This is a genomic window from Exiguobacterium sp. USCH10 (assembly GCF_037619445.1).
GTDB classification, from domain to species: Bacteria; Bacillota; Bacilli; order Exiguobacteriales; family Exiguobacteriaceae; genus Exiguobacterium; species Exiguobacterium aestuarii_A.
In genome coordinates this window covers 137,115-162,719 of sequence record NZ_JAQPZO010000001.1, presented here as the reverse complement: position 1 = coordinate 162,719, position 25,605 = coordinate 137,115, and the positions used below count along the sequence as shown (strand labels likewise).

The window sequence follows — 25,605 nt, the reverse complement described above, 5'->3', positions numbered from 1 at the left end:
AACGTGAACTATGCCAAACAATCGAATCGAGAAAAAGCAGCAATGCTCATGATCTCATTAGGTCCAGAAGTGGCAGCGAATGTTTATAAACATCTTTCGGAAGAAGAGATGGAACAGTTGACGCTTCAAATCTCAGCGCTCAAAAAGGTGTCTCCAGAAGAAAAAGAGAGCATTCTCGGTGAGTTCCACGAACTTGCGATGGCTCAGAGCTACATTACCCAGGGTGGGATTGGTTTTGCCAAAACAGTTCTTGAAAAAGCGGTCGGCGAAGAGAAAGCGATGGCATTGATTCATCGGTTGACGTCGACTTTACAAGTTCGACCGTTCGAGTTTGCTCGAAAGGCCGACCCGAAACAGTTGCTGAACTTTATTCAAAACGAACATCCACAGACGATCGCTCTAATTTTGGCTCACTTGGAGCCGGTCAAATCAGGGCAAATCTTATCGGAACTTCCTCCTGAGATTCAATCAGAAGTTGCGAAACGGATTGCGACGATGGACCGACTCAATCCGGATGTCATTCATGAAGTCGAACAAATCCTTGAAAAGAACCTCTCGCAGACGGATATGCAAGATTATGCCCAGTCGGGTGGAATCGAGGCGGTCGTCGAAGTGTTGAATGGGGTCGATCGTACGACAGAACGTACCATTCTTGACGCTCTCGAGATCGAAGATCCTGAACTCGCAGAAGAAATCAAGAAGCGTATGTTTGTCTTCGAGGACATCGTCACACTCGATTCACGCGCGATTCAACGAATCATTCGCGAAGTGGCGAACGACGACTTGTTGCTTGCGCTCAAAGTGTCGTCAGAAGAAGTGAAACAAATCATCTTCAAGAACATGTCTCAACGGATGGTCGAAACGTTCAAAGAAGATATGGAATTTATGGGACCTGTTCGATTGCGTGACGTCGAAGAAGCACAGAGCCGAATCGTCGGAATCATTCGTCGCCTAGAAGACGTCGGTGAGATCGTGATCAGTCGAGGTGGAGGAGATGACATCGTTGTCTAATGTGATCAAACGTCAACGCGCGACATCGCATATTCCACAGCGAATCGAATCAAAACGATTGGAAACATCCATTCCTGACCCGACTGATGGCATCGACCATCATCAAGTCATCGAGTCGCGTTATGAGAAATTAAGACAGGATGCAGAAGCGTTCCAACAGTTTCAACAGACAGAAATCGAGCAACTCGAAAGATTCAAACAAGAAGCGTATGAACAGGCTCGATTAGAAGGTTATGAAGCGGGTCTACTCCAAGGAAGACAAGATGGATATGCCGAATTTGAAGACGTCACGACACGCCTGAACTCGGTCTCCACTGAACTCGAACAACTGTTCCAAGAAAAATGGAAACAGGCGGAAGTACAACTCATTGACCTTGCGATTGCAATAAGTGCGCAAGTGACGACGGACCTTGTTCGAAAAGATGAGGCGCTGTTCGCGGCGATGATTCAAGAACAGATGGCGCAACTCATTGATGCGGAAGCGTTAACGATCTTCGTTCATCCCACACGTCTTGCTTCGATTCAGCGATTTGAATCGTTGTGGCGTGATGATGAGACACCACCTTTGAAATATCGGGGAGACAGCTCTTTAGATGAAACGTCCGTGCGCATTGAATCCCCACATCGAGGAAGTGAAATGGATTTATCCTACAGTTTTGAACGAATCCAAGCCAAAATCGAGGAGGTTTTAGCGGATGGCGCTTATTGAGCAGGTCATCGATACGATCAAACAGTCTACAGATGGCGAGTTCACTCGCAAAATCGGGCGAGTTTGTCGGGTCGTAGGGTTGATGATCGAGTCAAATGGACCGAGTGCGTTTGTCGGGGAGCGATGTTTCATCATGCTCCCTTCGAATGAGTCGGTCGAAGCGGAAGTGGTGGGCTTTAATGAAGAGCGCGTCCTTCTCATGCCATACGGTGAAACAACACAGATTGCACCGGGTTGTTTAGTGAAAGGGACCGGGAAGATGCTCCAAGTCCCGGTCGGTGAGGAACTGATTGGACAAGTGCTCGACGGTCTAGGACGACCTTTGTCAGGTGAGAGACTTGTAACAGGTAAGCGGTATGATGTCCAACGCAAACCGCCAAACCCGTTGAATCGTCCTCGGATTTTAGATACGTTGTCGACGGGTGTTCGTATGATCGATGGTCTCCTGACTGTAGGAAAAGGGCAACGTGTCGGTTTGTTTGCCGGTTCTGGGGTGGGTAAATCCACGTTACTCGGCATGATTGCCAAACGCTCTTCAGCAGATATTAATGTAATTGCTTTGATTGGGGAACGTGGTCGGGAAGTAAAGGAGTTCATTGAAAAAGAGCTCGGTCCAGAAGGAATGGCCCGATCTGTCGTCATAGTGGCGACGAGCGACCAACCCCCGCTCGTCCGATTGAAAGGAGCCTATACCGCAACCGCAATCGCCGAATACTTTCGTGACCAAGGCAAAGAAGTAGTGCTTATGATGGATTCGGTGACACGCTTTGCAATGGCTCAACGAGAAATCGGTCTCGCGACGGGAGAACCACCGACATCGAAAGGATATACACCGTCTGTTTTTGCGATGCTCCCGCAATTGTTAGAGCGAAGCGGGACGGCGGCGACCGGATCGATTACAGCATTTTATACGGTTCTCGTCGATGGTGACGATATGAACGAACCGATTGCCGATGCGGTGCGTGGGATATTAGATGGACACTTTGTCATGGACCGCGCGCTTGCAAACCGTGGACAGTTTCCTGCCATCCATGTCTTGAAGTCAATCAGTCGGGTCATGAACCAAATCGCCTCGCCATCACATCGTGAAGCGGCACAAACGTTTCGAAGTTGGCTGGCGACATATATCGATGCCGAGGACTTGATTAACATCGGCGCATATAAAAAAGGGTCGAATCCGGCGATTGACACCGCAATCGAGAAGTATCCATACTTATTGACATTTTTAAAGCAATCGATTGAAGAAGACGCCGCATTCCAACAAACGATGACTCATTTGTCACACATCGCGCGAGGTGAATCATGAACAGACTCATTCTAGAACGAATCATGCCAATTGCTGAACATGAGAAGGAAGATGCGGCTTCAGAAGTTAGAGGCTTCAAGGCGAAACTTGAAACGGAAATGGAAGCGTTGTATGACCTTCTCCTCATGTATGAGTCATTGATTAAGCATCAAGATGAACAGCAAGGGCATATTGATTTACTCATGTCTCAGTACCGAGAAAAAACACGTGAGCAAGTGAAACGTCAAATCGAAACGCAACAGCTCGTCGTCCAACAAGCCCGCAATCGTTATCACGCATCGCAAGAAAGACTGCTTGGGAAAGTAGTGGAAGAAAAGAAATATGTGACGCTACATGAGAAGGTCAGTTTACAAGAGATGACAGCGGCAAAACTCACAGAGCAATTAATGATGGACGAACTCGCTGTGATTCATCATGGGAAAGGGAAGTAGCATGGCAAAAGAGAACAATAAACGAGGCAAACAAATGATTGTGGCGTTAGTCCTCATCCCGGCAATCTTCATTTTAGTCGGCGGAATGGTCGTCATGAACTATGCGATGGATCGTCCACTTCTATCTGTACCGTTCCTACCAGTTAGCGAGGAAGAAAGCTCATCAGAAACGCCTGAGTCGTCTGAGGCGAAAGTGAACGTAACAGGCATCGACAGTGACGCCACGAACCGGTTGAAAGCCGCAAATAGTGAGATTGAAAAACTGCGAAATGAAAATGTGGAACTGACGAATGAAGTGAAAGCGAGACAAGAAGAGATCACCGATTTAATTCGAGAACGTGACCGTCTCGTCTCCGAACTTGCAGCGGCCACAACGGAAGAGGAAAATTCATCTGACATTTCCAGTGTGTATGAAGAGATGTCTGCCAAACAGGCGGCGGCCATCATGGGAGAACTAGAGAGTCCCCAAGTGGCCGAACTGTTGAAAGAACTATCACCAAAGCAACAGGCGGATATTTTAGGGCGGATGAATGCACAACAGGCTGCGGTTGTGACGCAGCTTCTCCAATGAACATGAGAAGGGAGGACCCACATTGAATATTGCGTTACTAACTCAAGCCATTCAAGGTTCAACGACTCGTACCGGAGTAACGGAAGGCGAATCACAGGGGGCAGGCGGTTTTTTAAGCCTCTTATCCGCCATGCTTGCCCCAATGCAAGGCTCCGGGGAGCAAACAGAGCTTCCTCAACTTGAAGAAGGCGCATTATCTGAAGAACTCGTCGACCTCGAAAAAGTGGCGCAGGAACTTGAGACATGGTTTCAAAAACCTGAAACTTTGAAATGGCTCAAATCACTTCCGCAAGATGCATATCGGACGTTTATGGATGCATATGTAGGCGTACTCGGGCACTTGTCCATGCCGTCTAGCAATGCTGAGGATGCGCCGCTTGTGCTTGCTCAGACAACTGGTTCAAGTAGTGGCATCGTTCAACAGGCAGATCCGTCTGCGAAAAGTCATATGACACATGCTGTCCCGAATCAAGAACTTGGGAAGCAGATCCAAACGATTCAACGGGTGATCGCACAGTTTGATGGACCAGCCGGCAATATGAAGGAAGTTCCCGTTCTATCACAAGTTGAAACCGTGAAAGTGGCGAAAACGCTCCCTCAACCAATTAACGTGGATTGGTTACCGAAAGGCTTGAACTGGTCACGACCACAAATTGATGTAGAGACGGTCATGTATGCCTCAAAGGGCTCCTTACCTGAAAACTTACAGGCAAGGATTGAGGCAGCACTTCAAAAAGCACCATTTCAAAGTGGAGCGGATGGATCGAAAGTGTTTACGGTACGACTTTATCCAGAACAGCTAGGAGAACTCGTCGTCAAGCTAGAACGGCAGAACGGGGAACTTGTCGTGAAGTTGTTCGCAAGCAATCAAGAGGCGAAGCAACTGATTCAGTCACAAGTCCAGCAGTTGCAGCAAACGCTTACGCCTCATTCCCAAAACGTTCGTGTCGAGGTCAACTTGACACAACAAGCACTCGATGCGAAATCGACGATGCCAGACGGTTCCGAGCAACCGGAACAGGAGCAACCGCAGGAACAACCAAAAGGAGGGTCTGAAGATGACGAGCATCCAACCGAAGACGAATGATTTTACATTGCCAGACCAGTCGCTTCCCAAAGCGACGAATCAATATGACAAAGACATGTTTATGAAGTTGCTGCTCGCTCAAATCGCGAACCAGGACCCGATGTCACCGATGGAAGACCGTGAGTTCATCGCTCAGATGGCGCAATTTTCTTCACTAGAACAAATGCAAACGATTTCGAAACAACTCGATTCGGTATTGGTTGACCGTCATATGGCCTCGATTTCTGAATTCAGTAGCATGATTGGTAAAACGATTGACTACAGTTCGGAATCGAGTGAAGAAACGACAAAAGGCTCAGGCCGTGTCGTCTCGATTTCACGATCTGATTTAACTGGATACATGGCCGACCTTGAAGACGGCACATCCGTTAGCGTGTACGATATCACTTCCATCAAATAAGCATAGGGGGAAATTATTATGTTAAGAGCAATGTACTCAGGGATCAGTGGACTGAAGAACTTTCAATCTAAGCTAGACGTCGTCGGGAACAACATCGCCAACGTCAACACGTTCGGTTACAAAAAGGGTCGTGTCACGTTTAAAGACCTCGTCAGTCAACAAGTCGGTAGTGCTTCAGGCGGGAACGGAGCGACGGCCGGAGGAATTAACCCGAAAGAGGTCGGTCTTGGTGGCACGATGGCAACGGTCGATAACGTTTACAACCAAGGAGCGATGCAAAATACGGGACGTGCGTTAGACGTCGGTATCTCCGGTGAGGGCTTCTTCGTCACAATCGTCAACGGACAAGCACAGTACACACGTGCTGGTAACTTTTATACGGACAATAACGGTGACTTGGTAACAGGTGAAGGAACGTACTTATTAGGAACGGGTGCAAAACCTGCTGCTAACCTACCTGCTCCTAACTTGACTGGGAATATTCCTGACGTCGTGGCAGGTTCAACGGCATACGGAAAAATTTCAATTCCGACAGATGCACGTTCATTGTCGATTGGAAAAGACGGTCAAGTCAGTTATGTCGATGCAGCCGGTGCACTTCAGACAGCAGGCTATATTGTGACGGCAAACTTCAGCAACAATGCTGGTTTATCGAAAGTCGGTGCTAACAACTTCTTACAATCTCAAAACTCAGGAGACCCACTCATCGGGGCAGCCGGTGATTTAGGACGAGGTAACCTCGTTTCAGGTGCTCTTGAAATGTCGAACGTCGACCTTTCTGAAGAGTTTACGGAAATGATTGTGGCACAACGTGGTTTCCAGGCGAACACACGAATTATTACAACGTCAGACGAGATTCTTCAAGAACTCGTCAACTTGAAACGCTGATGATTCGCGTCACGGCATTTCGGGGTGAGGAATTCGTGCTCAACGCTTTGCTCATCGAAACGGTGAAAGCAGAACCGGACACGATTATCCAATTGTTTAATGGCAAAACATATCTCGTGAAAGAAACGAAAGATCAAATCATTGAACGAACTGAAGCCTTTTACCGCTCAATCGGTTTAGTCGGAACGATGTTCACAAGAGGTGAAGAAGATGAGTGAAGAAGAGAAGAAAAAGGGTGGCGGCCTGAAGGTTGTCATCATCTTACTAGTCGTCCTACTCGTCATGGGCGGAGCCGGCTTCATGACATATAAATACGTGTTCGGAGATAACGTCACCGCTAAAACGAAACCGGTCACTGCCGAAGAATTGGCGGAACGAAGCTTCACGACCGATGACATGACGACGAACATTCAAGATGAGCGTTTCATCAACGTTCAATTCACGATTGTCACAGATTCTTTGGAAACAAGGGAGAATCTAGAGTTACGTAAATTCCAAGTACACAACGTCATTCTCGGGGATTTGGCTGGGATGACAAAAACACAGTTAGCAACAAAAGAAGATATGCAAAAGTTTGAACAGACACTACGAGAACAACTTAATGGACTGCTTGAAGAAGGTGAAGTCCAACGCGTCTATATGACGAAGAAAATTATTCAGTGAGGTGGCATCATGGGAGAAGTACTGTCTCAACAAGAAATTGATGCCTTACTATCTGCACTAAGCAGTGGGGATGTCGAAGCGGATTCCTTTCTTGCGCAAGAGGAAGAAAAGAAAGTTCGGCAATATGACTTCAAGCGAGCCGTCCGATTTTCAAAAGATCAGATTCGCAGTTTGACTCGAATTCACGAGCACTTCACTCGCATGTTAACGACGTTCTTCTCGGCCCAACTGCGCACATATGTTCAGTTTTCCGTCAACTCGGTCGAACAACTACCGTACGATGAATTCATTCATTCTATTCCGAGTATGACGATGATCAACTTGATTGAAGCGCCACCGTTAAACGGACGATTTATCATCGAGGTCAATCCGAACATTTCTTATGCGATGCTCGATCGTCTACTCGGCGGTCCGGGTGTCGAGATGGACAAAATTGAATCGTTCACAGAAATCGAGATGCGCATTCTAACGCAATTATATAAGCGTGCCTTCTCAACGTATGGAGACGCGTGGGAATCGATTGCGGAAATTAAGGCGGAAATGTCTGCAGTGGAAGTGAATCCGCAGTTTCTACAGCTTGTTTCACCAAACGAGACGGTCGTCCTCATCTCGATCGGGGTGACGATCGGCGAAGTGAGCGGAACGATCAACGTTTGTCTTCCATTCGTGACAATCGAACCGGTCTTGTCGAAGTTGTCGAGTCATTACTGGATGCAGGAGGCGAATCGTCGTAATGCGAGTGAGTCAAGCAAAGAACCACTCAAAGCCCAGTTGATGAACTCGACGGTCGAGGTCGTCTCGTTACTAGGCGAAACGACAATCACGTTTGGTGATCTGTTGCACCTTGAAGTTGGGGACTGTTTGGCACTTGATCAAGTGGCGAAAGAACCTTTATCTATCATGGTAGGGGAGAATAAAGTATTTAAAGGGCAAGTCGGTGTGAGCGGGAAGCGGATGGCGGTTCAGGTGCTTCACCGTGTGAAGGAGGAAGAGCAATGAGTGAAATGCTGTCACAAGATGAAATTGACGCGTTACTACGTGGGACAAGCGACAGTACGCCGACGCCAAAGGCGGAAAAAGAAGAGCACCTAGATTCGATGGAAAGCGATGCTCTTGGGGAAATCGGAAACATTTCGTTTGGAAACTCAGCAACGGCATTGTCGACGTTGCTACAACAAAAAGTAGAAATTACGACACCGGTTGTCAGTGAAGTGAGAATCGAAGAGTTGCGTGAGCGTTATCCGACGCCTCATGTGGCATTACGTGTCGGGTACACGGAAGGGATAAAGGGTGAAAATGTCCTCGTCTTGACTCGCGAAGATGCGGCCATCATCTCTGACCTCATGTTAGGTGGGACGGGAGAGAACGTCGATCCTGAAAGCCTTGATGAGATTCGTTTATCGGCCGTTCAAGAAGCGATGAACCAGATGATGGGTGCTGCCGCGACATCTTTATCGACAGTATTCTCGAAGAAGATTGACATCTCTCCACCACTTGTCGAAGTGTTTGATGCGACGAAAAATCAAACCATTATCGACCGCCTCGAACTTTGGGAGACGATGGTGCTCATTGAGTTCAATCTCAAAGTCGGTACATTGATTGACTCGACAATTGTTCAAATTGCACCAATTCAATTTGGAAAACAGTTGGTCGACGAATTGATGAAAGCGACCGGTGAGGCACAAACGGCAGTGGAGCCTGTAAAAGAACAGCCGAAAGCCGAGGCACCGAAACCTCAGCCACAGGCGCAACCACAGGCACAACCACAGGCACAACCGGAAAAGCAAAAATCGATGCCGGAGGTCGCGGTAAGCCAAGCAGAATTCATGCCGCTCCAATCACCGGCTCCGCAAGAGTCCGTGCCGGCGAACTTAGGATTACTGTATGACGTTCCGTTGAACGTGACCGTCGAACTAGGCAGAACGAAAAAATCTGTCCGGGAAGTACTCGAGCTATCACAAGGTTCAATCATCGAACTCGACAAGCTAGCAGGTGAACCGGTTGATATTTACGTCAACCAACAGCGGATTGCTAGAGGAGAAGTGGTTGTCATTGAAGAAAACTTTGGGGTACGTGTAACAGAAATTATTCAACCGCATGAGCGGATTGGAATCGTTTAAGGAGGAAATTAGAATGAGTGCAAAAGTATTAGTAGTAGACGACGCAGCGTTCATGCGTATGATGATCAAGGATATTTTGACAAAGAACGGATATGACGTAGTAGGTGAGGCAGAAAACGGAGCTGACGCGGTCGTGAAATATCGTGAGCTCACACCGGACCTCGTCACACTTGATATCACGATGCCGGAGATGGACGGACTTGCAGCATTAAAAGAGATTCGTAGTTTCGACTCGAACGCAAAAGTCATCATGTGTTCAGCGATGGGGCAACAAGCGATGGTCATCGATGCGATTCAAGCAGGTGCGAAAGACTTCATCGTCAAACCGTTCAACGCAGAGCGCGTCATCGAAGCGGTTTCTAAAACGGTCGCACAATGAAGAAATGGTGGTTGATTATTCTTCTCGTGGTCGGTCTTTATATTCCGACCACGGTTGAGGCCGCCACCGTAGACCAACAATTCGAGCAAAAACAGACAGAAGAATTGGAAAGTAACGTTCCAACGACAGCGTCAACGATTGGGAATGGCGTGAAAGTCGTGTTGAGTCTCGTAGTCGTGGTCGGCGGTTTCATCGTCTTGATGCGTTGGCTCGGTTCCAAAACACAAGGTGTGAAAGCGACTCAGCATATGAAACATCTCGGAGGAGTCCCACTCGGAAAAGACCGTTCCGTCCAACTCGTGAAGCTTGGAGATCAAGTCTATGTCCTCGGCGTCGGGGAATCGATTCAATTGATTGATCGACTCGATGCGGAAGCGATGGACGAGGAGCAGTCGGAACCTTTATCACTCCGAACGGCGAATTCGAATGCATTTTTGGATACCTTTAAGAAACAACTTGCTCAACTAGAAGAAGTGAGGAAGAAGTCATGACAACGTTTGAGCAATTAATCAATTTAGAGACACCAGACAGTACATCCACATCGATCAAACTCTTGATTTTACTGACGTTATTGACACTTGCACCATCTTTTTTAATTTTGATGACGTGCTTCACACGTGTCGTCGTCGTCTTATCTTTCATTCGACCGGCGCTCGGTACACAGCAAACACCGCCAAACCAGTTGATTGTCGGATTAGCCTTGTTCATTACATTGTTCGTCATGTCTCCCGTTCTCTCTGATTTGAATGAGAACGCATTAAAACCTTATCTCGATGATAAAATCTCTCAAGATGAAGCGTTTGATGAAGCGAGCGGGACGATGAAAGAATTCATGTCGAAATATACAAGACAAGAAGATTTGCAACTCTTTTTGAAGTATGGGAACTACGAGCAGCCTGAATCACTTGATGACGTACCGCTTCTCGCGCTCGTTCCGGCATATGCGATTAGTGAATTGAAGACAGCCTTTCAAATCGGATTCATGATTTTCTTGCCATTTTTAATTATCGATATGGTCGTTGCGAGTGTCCTCATGTCGATGGGGATGATGATGTTACCACCGGTCATGATCGCATTGCCGTTTAAATTATTGTTATTTGTATTGGTCGATGGCTGGCACTTAATTGTGGAATCATTGCTTAGAAGTATGTAGGGGGAACGGACATGACACAAGAAATGGTCATTTACTTGGCAACAGAGAGTGTGTGGACATTATTAAAAATTTCAATGCCATTGCTACTCATTTCACTGATTGTCGGTCTCGTGATCTCGATTTTACAGGCCACGACTCAAATTCAAGAACAGACGCTTTCGTTCGTTCCAAAAATCATTTCGGTCTTCATCGGTCTCGTCATCTTCGGACCATGGATGCTTCAACAAATTGAAGGATTTACGCGACTGATTTTTGAGCTGATGGTCGAGGTTGCGTCGAAATGAATGCGGTCGACTTCATCAGTATGTACGGTCTTACGTTTGCGCGACTTTCTGGCTTTTTTGTCAGTGTCCCTCTGTTCTCGACGAGGCAGTTGCCGGTTATGCATCGCGTCGGATTCAGCGCGTTTTTAGCGTATTACGCAATGTTCACATTGACTGAGCCAATCGTGATGACGAATGCGTTCGTCCTGCAAGTTGTCTATGAAGTCATGATTGGACTGTTACTCGGTCTATTGATTAATATTCTCTTTTTTGCTCCGCAGATTGCCGGTGGAGTCATCGATCTTCAACTCGGTTTGGCGATGGCTTCCGCATATGATCCGATGTTTGGCGGACAGTCGCCACTAATTGGACGATTTTATTATATTTTTACGCTGTTCATTTTATTGACGAGTAATTTACATTTACTCCTGATTGACGGTATATATTACAGTTTTCAAATCTATCCACCTGGTCAACCGATGATTAACTTCACGGAAGCTTCACTCATGATGGCAGTGAAAGTCGTTACGATGACGATGATGGTCGCCTTACAATTGGCTTTGCCGATGATGGCATCATTACTGCTGGTCGATTTGGCACTTGGTTTTTTAGCAAAATCGGCGCCGCAGTTCAATATCTTTGCCATCGGCTTTTCGTTTAAACTCATTGCCGGATTTGCCGTCATGGTGTTGTTAATGGGATTGACATTGACGGGTATTAGTCAGTTCATTCCGCTATTACAAGATGTGATGCACGACTTTATGCTCATACTAGGAGATGCCTCATGAAGAAGCCTCTATATCCTTTATCGGTCAACTTGCAGTTTTTTGCAGGTGAAAAAACAGAAAAAGCGACACCGCGTAAACGAGAGGATTCACGAAAGAAAGGGCAAGTCGCCAAATCAGCGGATTTGACGGGGGCATTTGCACTCTTTGCCATGTTTCTCATGCTATCTTTCTTCGGACCGATGATTGGGCAACAGCTGCTATCACTCATCGGAGATTTACTTAGCCCGCAATATCTACTCTTCAATGTATCTGAGGGCATGTCGGGTATGGTCATCGACTTGATGCTTCGAGTCGGATTGATTTTGGCTCCATTCTTCATCGTCGCTGTCGTGTTCGGGATTCTCATCAACTATTTACAAGTTGGAACGCTCTTTTCTTTGGAAGCAATCCAGCCAAAGTTCGAACGGATCGACCCGATTAAAGGGGTGAAACGGATTGTCAGCATGAAAGCGGTCGTCGAATTTTTAAAGTCCTTATTCAAATTTTTGATTATCCTGACAACCGCTGTCGCTGTCCTTTGGCAAAACCAAAAAGAATTGTCCCGTATGGCCGTCGAGCAGATTCGAGAATCCATCGTCGCGCTTGCGGGTATCACGATTGAGCTTGGGCTCTGGGTAAGTGTCGCCTTGCTCGCACTCGCATTGCTTGACTTTTTTTATCAACGATTTGATTTCGAAAAATCGATTCGAATGTCAAAGCAAGACATTAAAGACGAGTATAAAAACTCGGAAGGTGACCCACTCATCAAATCCAAGATTAAGCAGCAACAACGAGAAATGGCGATGCGACGGATGATGCAAGAAATTCCGAATGCCGACGTCGTCATCACAAACCCGACCCATTACGCGGTCGTCATCCGCTACGATGACACGAAAGATTTTGCGCCGCTCGTTGTCGCAAAAGGGGTCGACCGAGTCGCCTTTCATATTCGAGATGTCGCAAAAGAGCACGATGTGGCGATTGTCGAGAACAAGCCGCTCGCACGTGCGCTCTACGCACAAATCGATATTGGAGAAGTGGTGGACGAATCATTCTACCAAGCAATCGCGGAAGTGCTCGCGTTCGTCTATCAAATGAAGCAACCGTCTTGAGGAGGAGTATGTGTTGGCAGTAAAAGCAAAAGACTTTGCAGTTTTGATTGGTGTCTTGATGATTGTCATCATGCTGATCATCCCGTTACCGGGCTTTTTATTAGACTTTTTAATCATCGTAAATATTTTAATCGCCATCATGATCTTACTTGTGGCGATGAATGCCAGAGAAGCGCTTGACTTCTCCGTATTTCCTTCTCTCTTATTGATCGTGACGTTGTTTCGTCTCGGATTGAACGTATCGACGACCCGCTCGATTCTCTCGAACGGGTATGGAGGGGAAGTCATTGCGACGTTTGGTGACTTCGTCATCGGAGGAAATGTTCTTGTCGGATTCGTCGTCTTCCTGATCCTCGTCATCATTCAGTTTGTCGTTATCACAAAAGGTGCCGAGCGTGTATCTGAGGTATCCGCCCGTTTCACACTCGATGCGATGCCAGGGAAACAGATGGCCATCGATGCTGACTTGAACTCCGGATTGATTGATGACAAGGAAGCGCAGATGCGTCGCCGTAAAATTCAAAGCGAGGCCGACTTTTACGGTTCGATGGATGGGGCATCTAAGTTCGTCAAAGGGGATGCTATCGCCGGCATCATCATCGTGACGATTAACTTAATCTTCGGAATCATTATCGGCGTCGTTCAAATGGGACTACCGGTCGGGGAGGCGTTTGAGACGTTCTCGCTCATGACGATCGGTGACGGACTCGTCAGTCAAATCCCGGCACTCTTGATTTCAACGGCGACCGGGATCATCGTGACCCGTGCCGTCTCAGACGGCAATTTAGGGGAGGATGTCATCGACCAGCTCGGTCAAAATCCATCGCTTCTCTATATCGCAGGCGGCATCGTCTTCTTGCTCGGTTTCGTGTCACCTCCACTTATTCCGGTGACGATGATCATCGCAGGTACAGCGTTCTTCGGAGCGTATACGATGCGACGAAACATCCGGCAGGCAACGGAGGAACCGATTATGGAAGAAGAACCTTCGATGGCTCCAACAGAATCTGTCGTCTCGCTCTTACAAATCGATTCGATTGAATTCGAGTTCGGATACGGCTTGATCCCCCTTGCGGATGAGTCACAAGGCGGTGACTTGTTAGATCGTGTCGTCATGATTCGTCGTCAGCTTGCACTCGAACTCGGCTTCATCTTGCCGACGGTTCGCATTCGCGACCACCTACAACTCTCGCCGAACGCGTATCGCATCAAAGTGAAAGGAAACGTCGTCGCAGAAGGAGAGTTGTTACTCGACCACTATTTGGCGATGAGCCCAGGGATTGAAGACCCAGAAGTATATGGGATTGAAACGACGGAACCGGCATTCGGGCTCCCTGCCCTTTGGATTGATGAGGAGACACGGACGCGAGCTGAAATGAGTGGGTACACTGTCGTAGACCCACCATCCGTTGTCGCGACACATTTGACCGAAACGCTGAAAAAACATGCCGCTGATTTACTCGGTCGTGAAGAAACGAAACAACTTGTCGAGCACTTGAAGGAAACTCATCCGGTTCTTGTAGAAGATGTCACGCCTTCAGTCCTTTCAATCGGTGAGATTCAAAAAGTGCTACGTCACTTATTACAAGAGAACGTATCGATTCGAAACTTGCCTCTCTTGTTCGAGACAATGACAGACTACGGAAAGGTAACGAAAGATGCAGAAATCCTCGGGGAATATTGTCGCCAAGGATTGTCACGTCAGCTGACCGATCAAGTCAAGCCACCAGAAGGTCCATTGTATGTGGTTACGTTAGGTGGTCAGACGGAACAGACCGTTCAAGATGCCGTACAGAAGACCGAGTTTGGGAACTATTTGGCGCTTGATCCGGAGCAAGCACGTGAGATCATCGAGCGTACAGGAGAACAATTGTCAATGTTTGAACGCTACGGTGCGTCAGCGGTGATTTTATGTTCACCAACGATTCGATTGTTCGTCCGACAATTGCTTGAACGATACTATCCAGATGTGCCTGTTTTGGCCTATAACGAGTTACTCAGTTCCGTCGAAGTGAAAAGTATTGGGGTGATTTAAATGCAAATTAAAAAATTTACAGCGAAAACGATGGCTGAGGCGATGACGAAAGTGAAGCAAGAGCTAGGTGATGAAGCGGTCATCCTCAATTCGCGGCAAGTGAAAACCGGATGGTTTGGTTTATTCGCTTCGAAACAAGTGGAAGTCATCGCCGCACTCGAAAAAGAGAAGGCGGTCACGAAGCCAAGGCGAACAGAATCGGTTCGACCAGAGCCGACAACAGCATCTGCACCAACGCCATCACCTCAAGTACCGTCAACACCTCGTATGGTAGGAGGGACAGCACCAAGGCTCCACTCGTCACTACAGCACATCGATGCGTTACTTTCGACGGAGTCGTTCGCAGAAGAGTCATGGGAAGAGACGTTAAATGAGCTTTACTATACGACGAAATCTGTGGAAGTAGCCGAACGATTCGTGTATGAGCAAGTCAAGTCATCCTTTATCGACCCGCCTGAAGCGAAACGATATGTCATGCTCGTTGGACCGACGGGTGTCGGGAAAACGACGACGCTTGCCAAGCTAGCTGCACATTTCAAATTGACAGAAGGCAAAACGGTCGGGCTGATTACGACAGATACGTATCGAATCGCGGCTATCGAACAGTTGAAGACGTACGCCGAAATCATGAGTATCCCGGTAGAGGTCGCATATGATTTTCACGACTTCAAACGGGCCAAGCAATTATTTGCGCGAAAAGATATTGTATTGATCGATACGGCAGGTCGAAACTTCCGAGACCCAGCCTACGTGGAACAATTTCACGAACATCATGACTTCACCGAGACGAGTCTATCGCTTGTATTGAGTTTGACTTCCAAAATGAAAGATATGGATATGATTTATTCCCAGTTCGAATCCCTCCCCCTCAGTTCGCTCATCTTCACCAAAGCGGATGAGACGAGTGACATTCACGCGATGTATCGAATGGTGAAAAAGAGCAGCTTGCCTGTCGCATGGATGACAGACGGTCAAGAGGTGCCAGATGATTTGATTCGAGGAGATGCGGAAGCATTGACGAAACGACTGTTCGAGAAAGAAGGGTGGGCCAGATGGACCAAGCAAGGCGTTTAAGAGCAATCAATGATGTCCATCCGACGACCATCGCTTTTGCAAGCGGAAAAGGCGGCGTTGGAAAGACGAACGTTTGCGTCAACACGGCCATCGCCCTTTCGGAACTCGGGAAACGGGTGTTGATCGTCGACTTTGATATCGGCATGGCCAACGTCCATATCTTGATGAACGCAATGAAGTCGAGAACGATGATTGAGTCTGTAAAAGCTCGTATTCCATTGGCTTCAGCTGTTCAGAAAAATGTGCATGGTGTCGATATATTACATGGAGGGAGTGGACAAGACCAACTCGTCCATCTCTCAGATGATGACATGCAATTTCTCATGCGAGAACTCGAAGTACTGACCGCATATGATTACGTCCTTTTCGATATGGGCGCCGGGGCGACGGACACCTCCCTGCAATTTATTGCGGGGTGTGACGAAATGTTTTTAATTTTAACACCGGAACCGACTTCGCTCATGGACGGGTACGCATATACAAAACTAGTGCATCATCAATATCCCGACTTACCACTCGGCGTCATTGTGAACCGAGCTCAGTCTGGAGAGGAAGCACTGCAATGTTTCGAACGGATGGAAGTCGCATGCAAGCAGTTTTTAAACAAGACGATTCGATTCCTCGGATTTTTACCGGATGACCCTTCAGTAAGAAAGGCAGTCATCGCACAAGTCCCGTTTTATCAATACAATCGAAAAAGTGATATTAGCTGGCGGCTCGAACGAATTTTGACAACGCTTACGGGAACGCCTCCAAAACCACGTCACTTGATGGACCGTTTGATGGGGAACTTACGGAAACAATGGAACCGAGTATAACGACAGGGAGGCAATAAAGATGGACGTGAACGAATACTTAGGGTTGTTTTTAGATGAATCCCAAGAACATATCCAATCGATCAACACACAGTTACTTAAGTTAGAACAGTCGGGTGGGGCGGATGTCGTTCAAGAGATTTTCCGGTCTGCACATACGTTAAAAGGGATGTCCTCGACGATGGGGTACGAACACGTGGCCAATTTGACGCATGAGATGGAAAGTGCACTCGACCTTGTGCGTGGCGGTAAAAAAGAAAGCAACCAACTTTTGTTGGACACGATGTTCATCGCTATGGAACAGATGGAGGACATGATTGCTGACATTGAGAACGGCGGACGAGGTGCGAACGTGGATGTTTCTGAAACGGTCGCTGCCTTCCAATCGTTTATCGGTGGAAAAGAGGTTGTGGTTACTGAGGTAAAAGAGTCAAATACATTCGAAGTCGACCTTTATACGAATTCAGTAATCGACCAGGCGAAACAAACTGGGTTTGAAGCGTATCAAATCACTGTAAAACTATCAGACGCTGTCGTCTTAAAAGCGGCTCGGGCGTACATGGTGTTTGATCGCCTTCAAGAACTCGGTGAAGTGGTACGGACACATCCGGAAACAGAAGAAATTGAACAAGAGCAATTCGACTTGTCATTTGACGTCTTGTTCCTATCACAAGAGACAGCGGAAGTCATCGAACACGCCATCGCCCAAGTATCGGAAGTAGAACGTGTCGAAGTCAATATGTTCACAGGGGCGTCAGAAAGCGAACCAGAAGTCGCAGTCACAGCCGAAGCGGTAGTACCAGAACCAGTGGTGCAGACAGCTCCAGACCAGGAAGAAAAAGAAACGAAAGATACGAAAGAACAAGTTGCGGCACAGGCTCAAGCGAAGACGATTCGCGTCAACTTGGAACGAATCGATCGTCTCATGAACTTGTTCGAAGAATTTATCATCGATCGTGGACGTTTGGAACGACTCGCTGACGAGGTGGGGCAACCAGAATTGAATGAAACGGTTGAAAAAATCAAGCGGGGTACGAACGAACTGCAATCTCTCGTCTTGACACTTCGCATGATGCCGATTGAGCAAGTGTTCAATCGCTTCCCACGCATGGTTCGCTCGGTCGCGAAAGAAATTCATAAGAAAGTTCAATTGGATATTTCGGGTGCGGAGACAGAACTTGATCGGACGGTCATCGATGAAATTGGCGACCCGCTCGTTCACTTGATTCGGAATGCAATCGATCATGGAATCGAACGCCCTGAAGTTCGCGTGAAAGCAGGCAAGCCGGAACAAGGCATGCTAGCCCTCCGCGCTTATCATGGCGGTAACCGCGTCTTCATTGAGATTGAGGATGATGGTGCCGGCATCAACGTCGACAAAGTTCGCTCGAAAGCATTAGAACGTGGCGTCATTTCGGATGAAGAGGCGACCATGATGTCTGAGAACGAGCTGGCGATGCTGATCTTCGCCCCAGGCTTCTCGACAGCTGATGTGGTAACGGACCTTTCAGGTCGTGGTGTCGGACTCGATGTCGTCAAAAATAAAATCGAGTCGCTTGGTGGTGTCGTTTCATTAGAGACGGTCGCGGGACAAGGAACAAAATTCCAGGTCAGCTTGCCACTCACCCTCTCCATCATCTCGGCCATGCTCGTACAAGTCGGTGAGGAATCGTATGCGATTCCGTTGTCATCGATTCTTGAGACAACCTTACTTGATGAAGCGGACATTTTGACGGCGCATCGTGAGCGCGTCTTTGATTTCCGTGGGCAATTGGTTCCACTCGTCTACTTAAAAGAAATGTTCGGAATCGAATCAGAAACGAAGTCCCAATTCCCGGTCGTCGTCGTTCGAAAAGGTAACAAACTCGTTGGTGTCGTCGTCAACGAGTTGATTGGCCAACAAGAAATTGTCATGAAACCGCTCGGTACGTATCTTGAAGGGATTCCTGCTATCTCAGGTGCGACCATTCTCGGTGACGGTCGCGTCGCCCTTATCGTAGATAGTAACGATCTCTTTTAAGGAGGAATATAGATGGAACAGAAATGGGTAGTCTTTTCACTTGAAGAAAATACGTACGGAATCGATGTGCAATCGGTCCGCTCAATCGAGCGACTTCAGCCAATCACACGCGTCCCGAACGCCCCGTCACACGTGAAAGGGGTCATTAATCTTCGAGGTGTCGTCACACCGGTCATCGATCTTCGTTTACGCCTCGGTTATGAAGAAATCGAACCGACGGATGAGACACGTATTTTAATCGCATCATTGAATCAAGGGGACGCGGGCTTTATCGTTGACCGGGCAAATGAAGTTGTCGAGAGTGATGAAGTGCGGATTGAACCGATTCCGGAGTCGAGTCGCGACATGATTTCAGCACACTTGACAGCAATCGCTAAAGGGGAAGACAAACTCTTCTCACTTCTCGATGCGAATGCGTTGTTTGAGGAACAGTATGCTGAGTGAGTTTGAGCAAGACTTGTTAAAGGAACTGGGAAATATAGGGTCTGGTCATGCGGCTACTGCGTTATCCGCCATGTTAGCCAAACCGGTGAATATCACGGTCTCCTCGGCTGAAATGGAGCCGATCTCGTATTTACCTGATCGAGTGGGTGGTCCGGAGCGACACGTCGCTTCGGTGCTACTCGAGTTAGATGGTGAGATTCGCGGCATGATTCTTATTTTATTTGCCGTTGAGGACGCCGAGCAGATGGTGTCGACACTGATCGGCATGCCGTTCTCATTCCAATCTGGTGATGAACTCGGACAGTCGGCCTGGGAAGAGGTCGGGAATATTATGAGTGGTGCGTACGCACGTGCACTAGGGGATTGGTTGCAGACTCCAATCATGATCCAAGTACCGGCAACCGCCATCGATATGGCGGGATCGATCGTCGAGTTTGTCGTCACATCGGTTCAACCGGAGGAAGACGCCGCATTGTATATCGATACGACCTTTATGATTGATCAAAAAGTAAGTGCAGGACATGTGTTGTTCCTACCAACACATGGTTCACTCAAACGCATTCAAGAACGGTTGATTGGTCATGGCTGACGTTTTAAAAATTGGCATCGCCGAGTGGAAGCAAACGACGGCACCGAATCGGTTACGGACAGCCGGACTTGGTTCGTGTGTAGGCGTCATCTTATATGACACTCGTCTCCAATTGGCGGCAATGGCGCATGTCATGTTACCTGACTCGACCATTGCGCGGAAGAATCAAGCGATTGAAGTAGGAAAATATGCGGACACAGCCATCGATACGCTCGTCCGTTCTCTCAAACGAGAGGGAGCGACGCGGCTACAAGCGAAAATGGCTGGTGGGGCACAAATGTTTCAATTTAAATATGAGAATGAAGCGATGCGAATCGGTGAACGAAACGCCGAGGCGATTCGTCAAGCATTAAAGGTTCATCGGATTCCGCTCGTGGCCGAAGATTGTGGCGGTCATAACGGACGGACGATTGAGTTCGATGTTGCGACATCGGTCTTATCGATTCGGACGGTGAGCGTAGGTACGAAAGAACTATAAGGGGGGATCGACATGACGACTCATCTTACACAGTTGTGGGATCGCTGGAATACGGACCGTGATATGGATACAGCAAACGAATTACTAACACATTACGAGTTTCTCATCCACTACCACGTACAACGGATGATCGTGACGCTTCCAAAGAGCGTCGAACGCGACGAATTGAAAAGTTTGGGTTACATGGGATTGTACGATGCCCTTATGAAATATGATCCAGAGCATAATAATAAATTTGATACGTACGCTGCGTTTCGAATTCGAGGAGCCATTATCGATGGATTGCGCAAAGTAGACTGGTTACCTCGTTCGGTTCGTGAGAAAGTGAAAAAAATCGATCAGGTAGCAGAACAACTTGAACAATCACTTCATCGCGCTCCGACGAAAAATGAGTTGGCGGTTGCTTGTGATCTTCCTATTTCAGAAATCGAACGAACGATGGCAGAAGGGTATTTCGCCAACATGTTGTCAATCGACGAGGCCGTGACGTTACAAGAGGAAGGCAAAGTGATGTCAGTCACGTACTTCGACCCGGACTCCGAAAAACCGGAAGACACACTCCTTCAACGAGAATTGATTGACGTGCTCGCGACAGAAGTGGACCATCTATCGGAAAAAGAACGGCTCGTCGTATCGTTATTTTATTTTGATGAATTGACATTGACTGAGATTGGGGAAGTGCTCGAACTATCGACTTCCCGCATTTCTCAAATTCATTCAAAGGCCTTGAAGACATTGAAACAAGCGCTTGGACGGTCCTATTTAGAAGAAAAGACATCGTGAGGAGATGAACAAGTGTATATTGTCTATGTAGTAACGGCTTGTTTGGTTGCTTACGGTTTTTTATTCGGATACCGTCAAGTCCAGACGTTACAAGAACGGATTGAACGACTCGAACGGGAGAAACAGGAGACGGAGACGTTGCTTCTCTCATTTATGGAGTCGATGAATGATCTTGTCACGAAAGAACCGATAGAGCGTAAAGTGGACGTTGATCAGGAAGACTCGATACTTGTTGAAGCAAACGTTGAGTCCGTGTCCGATGAGTTGAATAAAGAGAACTCAACAACGTCGGTTGACGTAGACGATGTGTTACTGCGCCACTCGGTTCGAGACGCGGCACGCATCCTCGGAAAAGGGGAAGGTGAACTCGCGCTATATGCGAAACTTCGCAAAAAGTGAGAGTTGCCGGATTTCGTGACATATGCTATAGTAGTTCTCGGTGTTAAACACATCACACACGTCTCGGGATGATATTCCTCGGTGCCGAAAGGTCGGAATACAACAATGAACGAGGCGGAGGACTTTTTTAAACCACAAGGAGGAAATTTATCATGGCAGTAATTTCAATGAAGCAATTGCTTGAAGCTGGTGTACACTTCGGTCACCAAACACGCCGTTGGAACCCAAAAATGGCGAAATACATCTTCACAGAGCGTAACGGGATCTACATCATCGACCTTCAAAAAACGGTCAAAAAAGTAGACGAAGCTTACAACTTTGTTCGTGAACTCGCGGCAGAAGGCGGAAACGTCCTCTTCGTTGGTACGAAAAAACAAGCTCAAGATACAATCAAAGAAGAAGCAATCCGTTCTGGAATGTTCTTCATTAACGAGCGTTGGTTGGGTGGAACACTCACTAACTTCTCAACAATCAAAAAGCGTATTAACCGCTTGAAGCAACTCGAAAAAATGGAAGAAGACGGCACGTTCGAAGTACTTCCTAAGAAAGAAGTCATCATCTTGAAAAAAGAAATGACTCGTCTTGAGAAGTTCCTCGGCGGAATCAAGGATATGCCTGGTGTGCCTGACGCCCTCTTCATCGTTGACCCACGTAAAGAGCGTATCGCAATCGCGGAAGCTCACAAATTGAACATCCCAATCGTTGCGATTGTCGACACAAACTGTGACCCAGATGAAATCGACTACGTTATCCCAGCGAACGACGATGCAATTCGTGCAGTTAAATTGCTCACTTCGAAAATGGCAGATGCGATCATCGAAGCGAAGCAAGGTGAAGAAGAAGTTGCTGAAGAAGCTGTAGCGACAGAAGCTGAAGCTACAGAAGCTGAGTAATCAGTGAGACAATAGGTGATAAAGGGAAAGCCTTTTATCACCTTTTTTTAGGACAAGTATTCAAAAAGCCTCGTGCTTTTTCTTAAAATTCGTAAGTTTTACAAGGAGGAATTTCCGATGGCAGTTACAGCAGCAATGGTAAAAGAACTTCGTGAAAAAACAGGAGCAGGAATGCTCGATTGCAAAAAAGCACTCGTTGAAACAGACGGTGACATGCAAGCAGCAATCGACTTCCTTCGCGAAAAAGGAATCGCTAAAGCAGCAGCAAAAGGTGATCGTATCGCCGCTGAAGGTTTGACAGCAGTAGCAGTTGAAGGCAACAAAGCTGTGCTCGTCGAAATCAACTCAGAAACAGACTTCGTTGCGAAGAACGAGAAGTTCCAAACACTCGTCAACAACGTAGCAAAAGCAGTACTCGCTTCAGGCGCAACAACTGCAGAAGCAGCACTCGCAGCTGATTACGAAGCAGGCAAAACGCTTGAAACGTACATCCAAGAAGAAGCTTCTACAATCGGAGAGAAAATCTCACTCCGCCGTGTGGCTGTTCTTGAAAAAGCTGACGACGCTGTATTCGGTACGTACCTCCACATGGGTGGTCGCATCGGTTCTGTAGTCGTAATCGACGGCACGTCTGACGAAACAGTTGCAAAAGACGTTGCAATGCACGTTGCAGCAGCACGTCCACTTTACGCGACACGCGATGAAGTATCAGCTGAAGAAATCGACCGTGAGAAGAAAGTCTTGACTGAGCAAGCTCTTAACGAAGGCAAACCTGCTAACATCGTTGAGAAGATGATTGCTGGTCGCATGAACAAGTACTTCGAGGAAATCTGCCTCGTAGACCAAACGTTCGTAAAAGACGGCGACTTCAAAGTTGGTAAGTATGTAGAATCTAAAGGCGGGAAAGTCAACTCATTCGTACGCTTCGAAGTAGGAGAAGGTATGGAGAAACGTGAAGAGAACTTTGCTGAAGAAGTTATGAACCAACTTAAAAAATAATCTGCGTCATCGTATATGATGCATTCAAAATTGGGAACACGTCTTTATAACCTTGAGTTAGTTCGTTAAGGGAGCGTGTTCCCTTTTTTCAAGCAAGAGGAGGCAAAGTTATGGAACCGAAATATAAACGAATTGTGTTAAAATTGAGTGGAGAAGCGCTCGCTGGAGATCAAGGTTATGGGATTGACCCTAACATTGTAAACTCAATCTCAAATCAAATTAAAGAATTGATCGAGATGGGTGTAGAAGTGGCCGTGGTTGTTGGTGCCGGAAACATTTGGCGTGGAAAGACGGGTAGTGAACTTGGAATGGACCGGGCAAACGCAGACTACATGGGAATGCTCGCCACTGTCTTAAACTCACTTGCCCTTCAAGACAGCCTTGAAACGTACGGTGTCCAAACGCGTGTCCAAACATCAATTGAAATGCGACAAGTTGCTGAGCCATACATTCGTCGCCGGGCAATGCGTCACCTTGAAAAAGGTCGCGTCGTCATCTTTGCAGCGGGTACAGGAAACCCATATTTCTCAACGGATACGACAGCTGCGCTCCGCGCTGCTGAAATCGAAGCCGATGTCATTTTAATGGGTAAAAACAATGTGGACGGCGTCTACTCTGCCGATCCGAAATTGGATGCCACTGCAGTGAAATATGAGTCGTTGTCTTATCTTGATGTCTTAAAAGACGGGCTTCAAGTCATGGACTCAACGGCAACATCACTCTGTATGGACAATCACATTCCATTGATTGTATTCTCATTGCTTGAAGAAGGTAACATTAAACGTGTCGTACTCGGGGAACATATCGGGACGGTAGTAGGAGGAGTCAATTCATGAGTGTCAAAGAAGTATTGCAAACAGCTGAAGAAAAAATGGAAAAAGCGCACACGTCACTGAAACGTGATTTTGGTACGCTTCGCACTGGCCGTGCCAGCGCATCGATTTTGGATCCTGTTCAAGTTGATTACTACGGTGTTCCGACACCACTCAATCAAGTGGCAAACATCAATACACCAGAAGCGCGCTTGCTCTTGATTCAACCATGGGATAAATCAATGGTTTCTGAAGTAGAAAAAGCGATTCAAAAGGCAGACCTCGGCTTGTCTCCATCTTCTGACGGAACAGTCATCCGTTTGGCGATTCCTGCCTTGACGGAAGAACGTCGTAAAGAATTGGTTAAAATCACGAAGAAATATGCGGAAGAGGCGAAAGTCGCTGTCCGTAACGTTCGCCGTGATGCCAACGAAAACTTGAAAAAACTCGAAAAAGATGGCGAGTTAACAGAAGACGATCTCCGCGGATATGCAGATGACGTTCAAACGTTGACGGATTCGTATATCAAGAAGATTGATGAATCTGCAGCAACGAAAGAAAAAGAAATCATGGAAGTGTAATCACGGAAGTGGTATACCAAAAAGCTGTGTGGGGACCCTTTTTCTGAGAGGGTCCTTCTTTCATACAATCAGGAGGATAACAGAATGTTTAAATGGGTGAATCCTAAAACAAAAATCGAGGCAGAATTAAGTGTTCCTGAGCACGTAGCCATCATCATGGATGGAAATGGACGTTGGGCCAAAAAACGTGGTCTCCCTCGCATCATGGGTCACCGAGAAGGGATGAAGTCAATCCGTGAAGCGGTTCGGACAGCGCAAGAACTCGGGATTCAATCACTGACGCTTTACGCGTTTTCTACGGAAAACTGGACTCGTCCGGAAGAGGAAGTCTCGTTCTTGATGAAGTTGCCGAAACAATTTTTAGAGACCGATTTGAAAGAACTTCATGAACAAAATGTTCAGGTGCTTGTCGCTGGGGACACGACGAAGCTTCCACGCGAGACGCGGGAGGCTGTCGATCAGGCGAGAGAACGGACCGCTACAAATACAGGGTTGAAACTCGTCTTCGCACTCAACTACGGTGGTCGGGATGAGCTCGTCCAAGCGATGCGTAGCATTGCCGAGGATGTACGGTCTGGTATGATAGTACCAGACGCCGTGGATGATCAGTTAATCGGTGAACGACTCATGACTCACGTTCAAGATGTGGATCTCATCATTCGTACAAGCGGTGAACAACGACTGTCAAACTTTTTACTTTGGCAAAGCGCATATGCTGAACTCCACTTCACAGAAGTATTGTGGCCGGAATTTAAGCGTGAGCATTTTGTAGAAGCGATTGAATCTTACAACGCGCGCACGCGACGTTTTGGTGGGGTGTAAC

The 25,605-nt window shown here is 47.3% G+C and carries 32 protein-coding genes; all 32 read left to right on the top strand.

The annotated features are described in order from the left end of the window. Positions 1 to 3 precede the first annotated feature (3 nt). Positions 4 to 1,011, top strand: coding sequence for a flagellar motor switch protein FliG (fliG, locus tag PQI28_RS00855; protein WP_074034724.1), 1,008 nt, complete (start codon positions 4 to 6; stop codon positions 1,009 to 1,011). Beyond that, entirely contained in the window at positions 995 to 1,720 is a 726-nt protein-coding gene (locus tag PQI28_RS00850) for a FliH/SctL family protein (protein ID WP_271304985.1), read from the top strand. The genes fliG and PQI28_RS00850 overlap by 17 nt, the downstream gene beginning before the upstream one ends. Further along, positions 1,707 to 3,026, top strand: coding sequence for a flagellar protein export ATPase FliI (fliI, locus tag PQI28_RS00845; RefSeq protein ID WP_339962338.1), 1,320 nt, complete (start codon positions 1,707 to 1,709; stop codon positions 3,024 to 3,026). The genes PQI28_RS00850 and fliI overlap by 14 nt, the downstream gene beginning before the upstream one ends. Then, the gene (locus PQI28_RS00840; RefSeq protein ID WP_214745454.1) at positions 3,023 to 3,457 is read left to right on the top strand and encodes a flagellar FliJ family protein; all 435 of its coding nucleotides are present in this window, start codon (positions 3,023 to 3,025) and stop codon (positions 3,455 to 3,457) included. The genes fliI and PQI28_RS00840 overlap by 4 nt, the downstream gene beginning before the upstream one ends. A 1-nt stretch (position 3,458) precedes the next feature. Beyond that, on the top strand, positions 3,459 to 4,028 hold the full coding sequence (locus PQI28_RS00835; RefSeq protein ID WP_214745452.1) for a MotE family protein: 570 nt from the start codon (positions 3,459 to 3,461) through the stop codon (positions 4,026 to 4,028). Positions 4,029 to 4,050: 22 nt separating this feature from the next. Beyond that, positions 4,051 to 5,115: a flagellar hook-length control protein FliK gene (locus tag PQI28_RS00830; RefSeq protein ID WP_339962337.1), complete on the top strand. Its 1,065-nt coding sequence runs from the start codon at positions 4,051 to 4,053 to the stop codon at positions 5,113 to 5,115. Next, a complete protein-coding gene (locus PQI28_RS00825; protein ID WP_214691822.1) occupies positions 5,087 to 5,515 on the top strand; it encodes a flagellar hook capping FlgD N-terminal domain-containing protein in 429 nt (142 codons plus the stop codon). Before PQI28_RS00830 ends, PQI28_RS00825 begins: the two co-directional genes overlap by 29 nt. Before the next feature lie 18 nt (positions 5,516 to 5,533). Further along, complete coding sequence (gene flgG / locus PQI28_RS00820; protein ID WP_074034702.1) at positions 5,534 to 6,403, top strand: flagellar basal body rod protein FlgG; 870 nt, start codon at positions 5,534 to 5,536, stop codon at positions 6,401 to 6,403. Further along, positions 6,403 to 6,621, top strand: coding sequence for a flagellar FlbD family protein (locus tag PQI28_RS00815; RefSeq protein WP_031421671.1), 219 nt, complete (start codon positions 6,403 to 6,405; stop codon positions 6,619 to 6,621). The genes flgG and PQI28_RS00815 overlap by 1 nt, the downstream gene beginning before the upstream one ends. Next, positions 6,614 to 7,066 carry a flagellar basal body-associated FliL family protein gene (locus PQI28_RS00810; protein WP_214691824.1) on the top strand — a complete coding sequence of 151 codons (453 nt, stop codon included), beginning with the start codon at positions 6,614 to 6,616 and terminating at the stop codon, positions 7,064 to 7,066. The genes PQI28_RS00815 and PQI28_RS00810 overlap by 8 nt, the downstream gene beginning before the upstream one ends. A gap of 9 nt (positions 7,067 to 7,075) precedes the next feature. Next, complete coding sequence (gene fliM, locus PQI28_RS00805) at positions 7,076 to 8,065, top strand: flagellar motor switch protein FliM (protein WP_074034699.1); 990 nt, start codon at positions 7,076 to 7,078, stop codon at positions 8,063 to 8,065. Next, a complete protein-coding gene (gene fliY, locus PQI28_RS00800) occupies positions 8,062 to 9,186 on the top strand; it encodes a flagellar motor switch phosphatase FliY (RefSeq protein ID WP_214760340.1) in 1,125 nt (374 codons plus the stop codon). Before fliM ends, fliY begins: the two co-directional genes overlap by 4 nt. A 13-nt stretch (positions 9,187 to 9,199) precedes the next feature. Beyond that, the gene (locus tag PQI28_RS00795; protein ID WP_074034690.1) at positions 9,200 to 9,565 is read left to right on the top strand and encodes a response regulator; all 366 of its coding nucleotides are present in this window, start codon (positions 9,200 to 9,202) and stop codon (positions 9,563 to 9,565) included. Continuing rightward, complete coding sequence (locus PQI28_RS00790) at positions 9,562 to 10,056, top strand: flagellar biosynthetic protein FliO (protein WP_214783757.1); 495 nt, start codon at positions 9,562 to 9,564, stop codon at positions 10,054 to 10,056. The genes PQI28_RS00795 and PQI28_RS00790 overlap by 4 nt, the downstream gene beginning before the upstream one ends. After that, entirely contained in the window at positions 10,053 to 10,718 is a 666-nt protein-coding gene (fliP, locus tag PQI28_RS00785; protein WP_074034688.1) for a flagellar type III secretion system pore protein FliP, read from the top strand. Before PQI28_RS00790 ends, fliP begins: the two co-directional genes overlap by 4 nt. 11 nt (positions 10,719 to 10,729) lie before the next feature. Beyond that, the gene (gene fliQ / locus PQI28_RS00780) at positions 10,730 to 11,002 is read left to right on the top strand and encodes a flagellar biosynthesis protein FliQ (protein WP_015881403.1); all 273 of its coding nucleotides are present in this window, start codon (positions 10,730 to 10,732) and stop codon (positions 11,000 to 11,002) included. Beyond that, positions 10,999 to 11,769: a flagellar biosynthetic protein FliR gene (gene fliR / locus PQI28_RS00775; RefSeq protein WP_214745446.1), complete on the top strand. Its 771-nt coding sequence runs from the start codon at positions 10,999 to 11,001 to the stop codon at positions 11,767 to 11,769. The genes fliQ and fliR overlap by 4 nt, the downstream gene beginning before the upstream one ends. After that, entirely contained in the window at positions 11,766 to 12,860 is a 1,095-nt protein-coding gene (gene flhB, locus PQI28_RS00770; RefSeq protein WP_339962336.1) for a flagellar biosynthesis protein FlhB, read from the top strand. The genes fliR and flhB overlap by 4 nt, the downstream gene beginning before the upstream one ends. Before the next feature lie 13 nt (positions 12,861 to 12,873). Continuing rightward, positions 12,874 to 14,895: a flagellar biosynthesis protein FlhA gene (flhA, locus tag PQI28_RS00765; protein WP_445236738.1), complete on the top strand. Its 2,022-nt coding sequence runs from the start codon at positions 12,874 to 12,876 to the stop codon at positions 14,893 to 14,895. Continuing rightward, positions 14,896 to 15,969, top strand: coding sequence for a flagellar biosynthesis protein FlhF (locus PQI28_RS00760; protein WP_339962334.1), 1,074 nt, complete (start codon positions 14,896 to 14,898; stop codon positions 15,967 to 15,969). It abuts the gene before it with no gap. Continuing rightward, a complete protein-coding gene (locus tag PQI28_RS00755; RefSeq protein ID WP_214745442.1) occupies positions 15,948 to 16,787 on the top strand; it encodes a MinD/ParA family protein in 840 nt (279 codons plus the stop codon). Before PQI28_RS00760 ends, PQI28_RS00755 begins: the two co-directional genes overlap by 22 nt. A gap of 19 nt (positions 16,788 to 16,806) precedes the next feature. After that, positions 16,807 to 18,804, top strand: coding sequence for a chemotaxis protein CheA (locus PQI28_RS00750; protein WP_339962333.1), 1,998 nt, complete (start codon positions 16,807 to 16,809; stop codon positions 18,802 to 18,804). A gap of 12 nt (positions 18,805 to 18,816) precedes the next feature. Next, entirely contained in the window at positions 18,817 to 19,248 is a 432-nt protein-coding gene (locus PQI28_RS00745) for a chemotaxis protein CheW (protein ID WP_074034681.1), read from the top strand. After that, a complete protein-coding gene (locus tag PQI28_RS00740; RefSeq protein ID WP_214691834.1) occupies positions 19,238 to 19,837 on the top strand; it encodes a chemotaxis protein CheC in 600 nt (199 codons plus the stop codon). Before PQI28_RS00745 ends, PQI28_RS00740 begins: the two co-directional genes overlap by 11 nt. Further along, on the top strand, positions 19,830 to 20,315 hold the full coding sequence (locus tag PQI28_RS00735) for a chemotaxis protein CheD (protein WP_074034679.1): 486 nt from the start codon (positions 19,830 to 19,832) through the stop codon (positions 20,313 to 20,315). The genes PQI28_RS00740 and PQI28_RS00735 overlap by 8 nt, the downstream gene beginning before the upstream one ends. A gap of 12 nt (positions 20,316 to 20,327) precedes the next feature. Continuing rightward, on the top strand, positions 20,328 to 21,098 hold the full coding sequence (locus PQI28_RS00730) for a FliA/WhiG family RNA polymerase sigma factor (protein WP_339962332.1): 771 nt from the start codon (positions 20,328 to 20,330) through the stop codon (positions 21,096 to 21,098). A gap of 12 nt (positions 21,099 to 21,110) precedes the next feature. Next, entirely contained in the window at positions 21,111 to 21,497 is a 387-nt protein-coding gene (locus PQI28_RS00725) for a hypothetical protein (protein ID WP_339962331.1), read from the top strand. 152 nt (positions 21,498 to 21,649) lie between these two features. Next, a complete protein-coding gene (rpsB, locus tag PQI28_RS00720) occupies positions 21,650 to 22,390 on the top strand; it encodes a 30S ribosomal protein S2 (protein ID WP_015881415.1) in 741 nt (246 codons plus the stop codon). Positions 22,391 to 22,507: 117 nt separating this feature from the next. Continuing rightward, positions 22,508 to 23,389, top strand: a complete 882-nt coding sequence (gene tsf / locus PQI28_RS00715) for a translation elongation factor Ts (protein WP_074034676.1) — start codon at positions 22,508 to 22,510, stop codon at positions 23,387 to 23,389. Between the two features lie 110 nt (positions 23,390 to 23,499). Continuing rightward, a complete protein-coding gene (gene pyrH, locus PQI28_RS00710) occupies positions 23,500 to 24,225 on the top strand; it encodes a UMP kinase (protein ID WP_074034675.1) in 726 nt (241 codons plus the stop codon). Beyond that, a complete protein-coding gene (gene frr / locus PQI28_RS00705; RefSeq protein ID WP_074034674.1) occupies positions 24,222 to 24,782 on the top strand; it encodes a ribosome recycling factor in 561 nt (186 codons plus the stop codon). The genes pyrH and frr overlap by 4 nt, the downstream gene beginning before the upstream one ends. A gap of 84 nt (positions 24,783 to 24,866) precedes the next feature. After that, positions 24,867 to 25,604: an isoprenyl transferase gene (locus PQI28_RS00700; protein ID WP_224860695.1), complete on the top strand. Its 738-nt coding sequence runs from the start codon at positions 24,867 to 24,869 to the stop codon at positions 25,602 to 25,604. Position 25,605 lies beyond the last annotated feature (1 nt).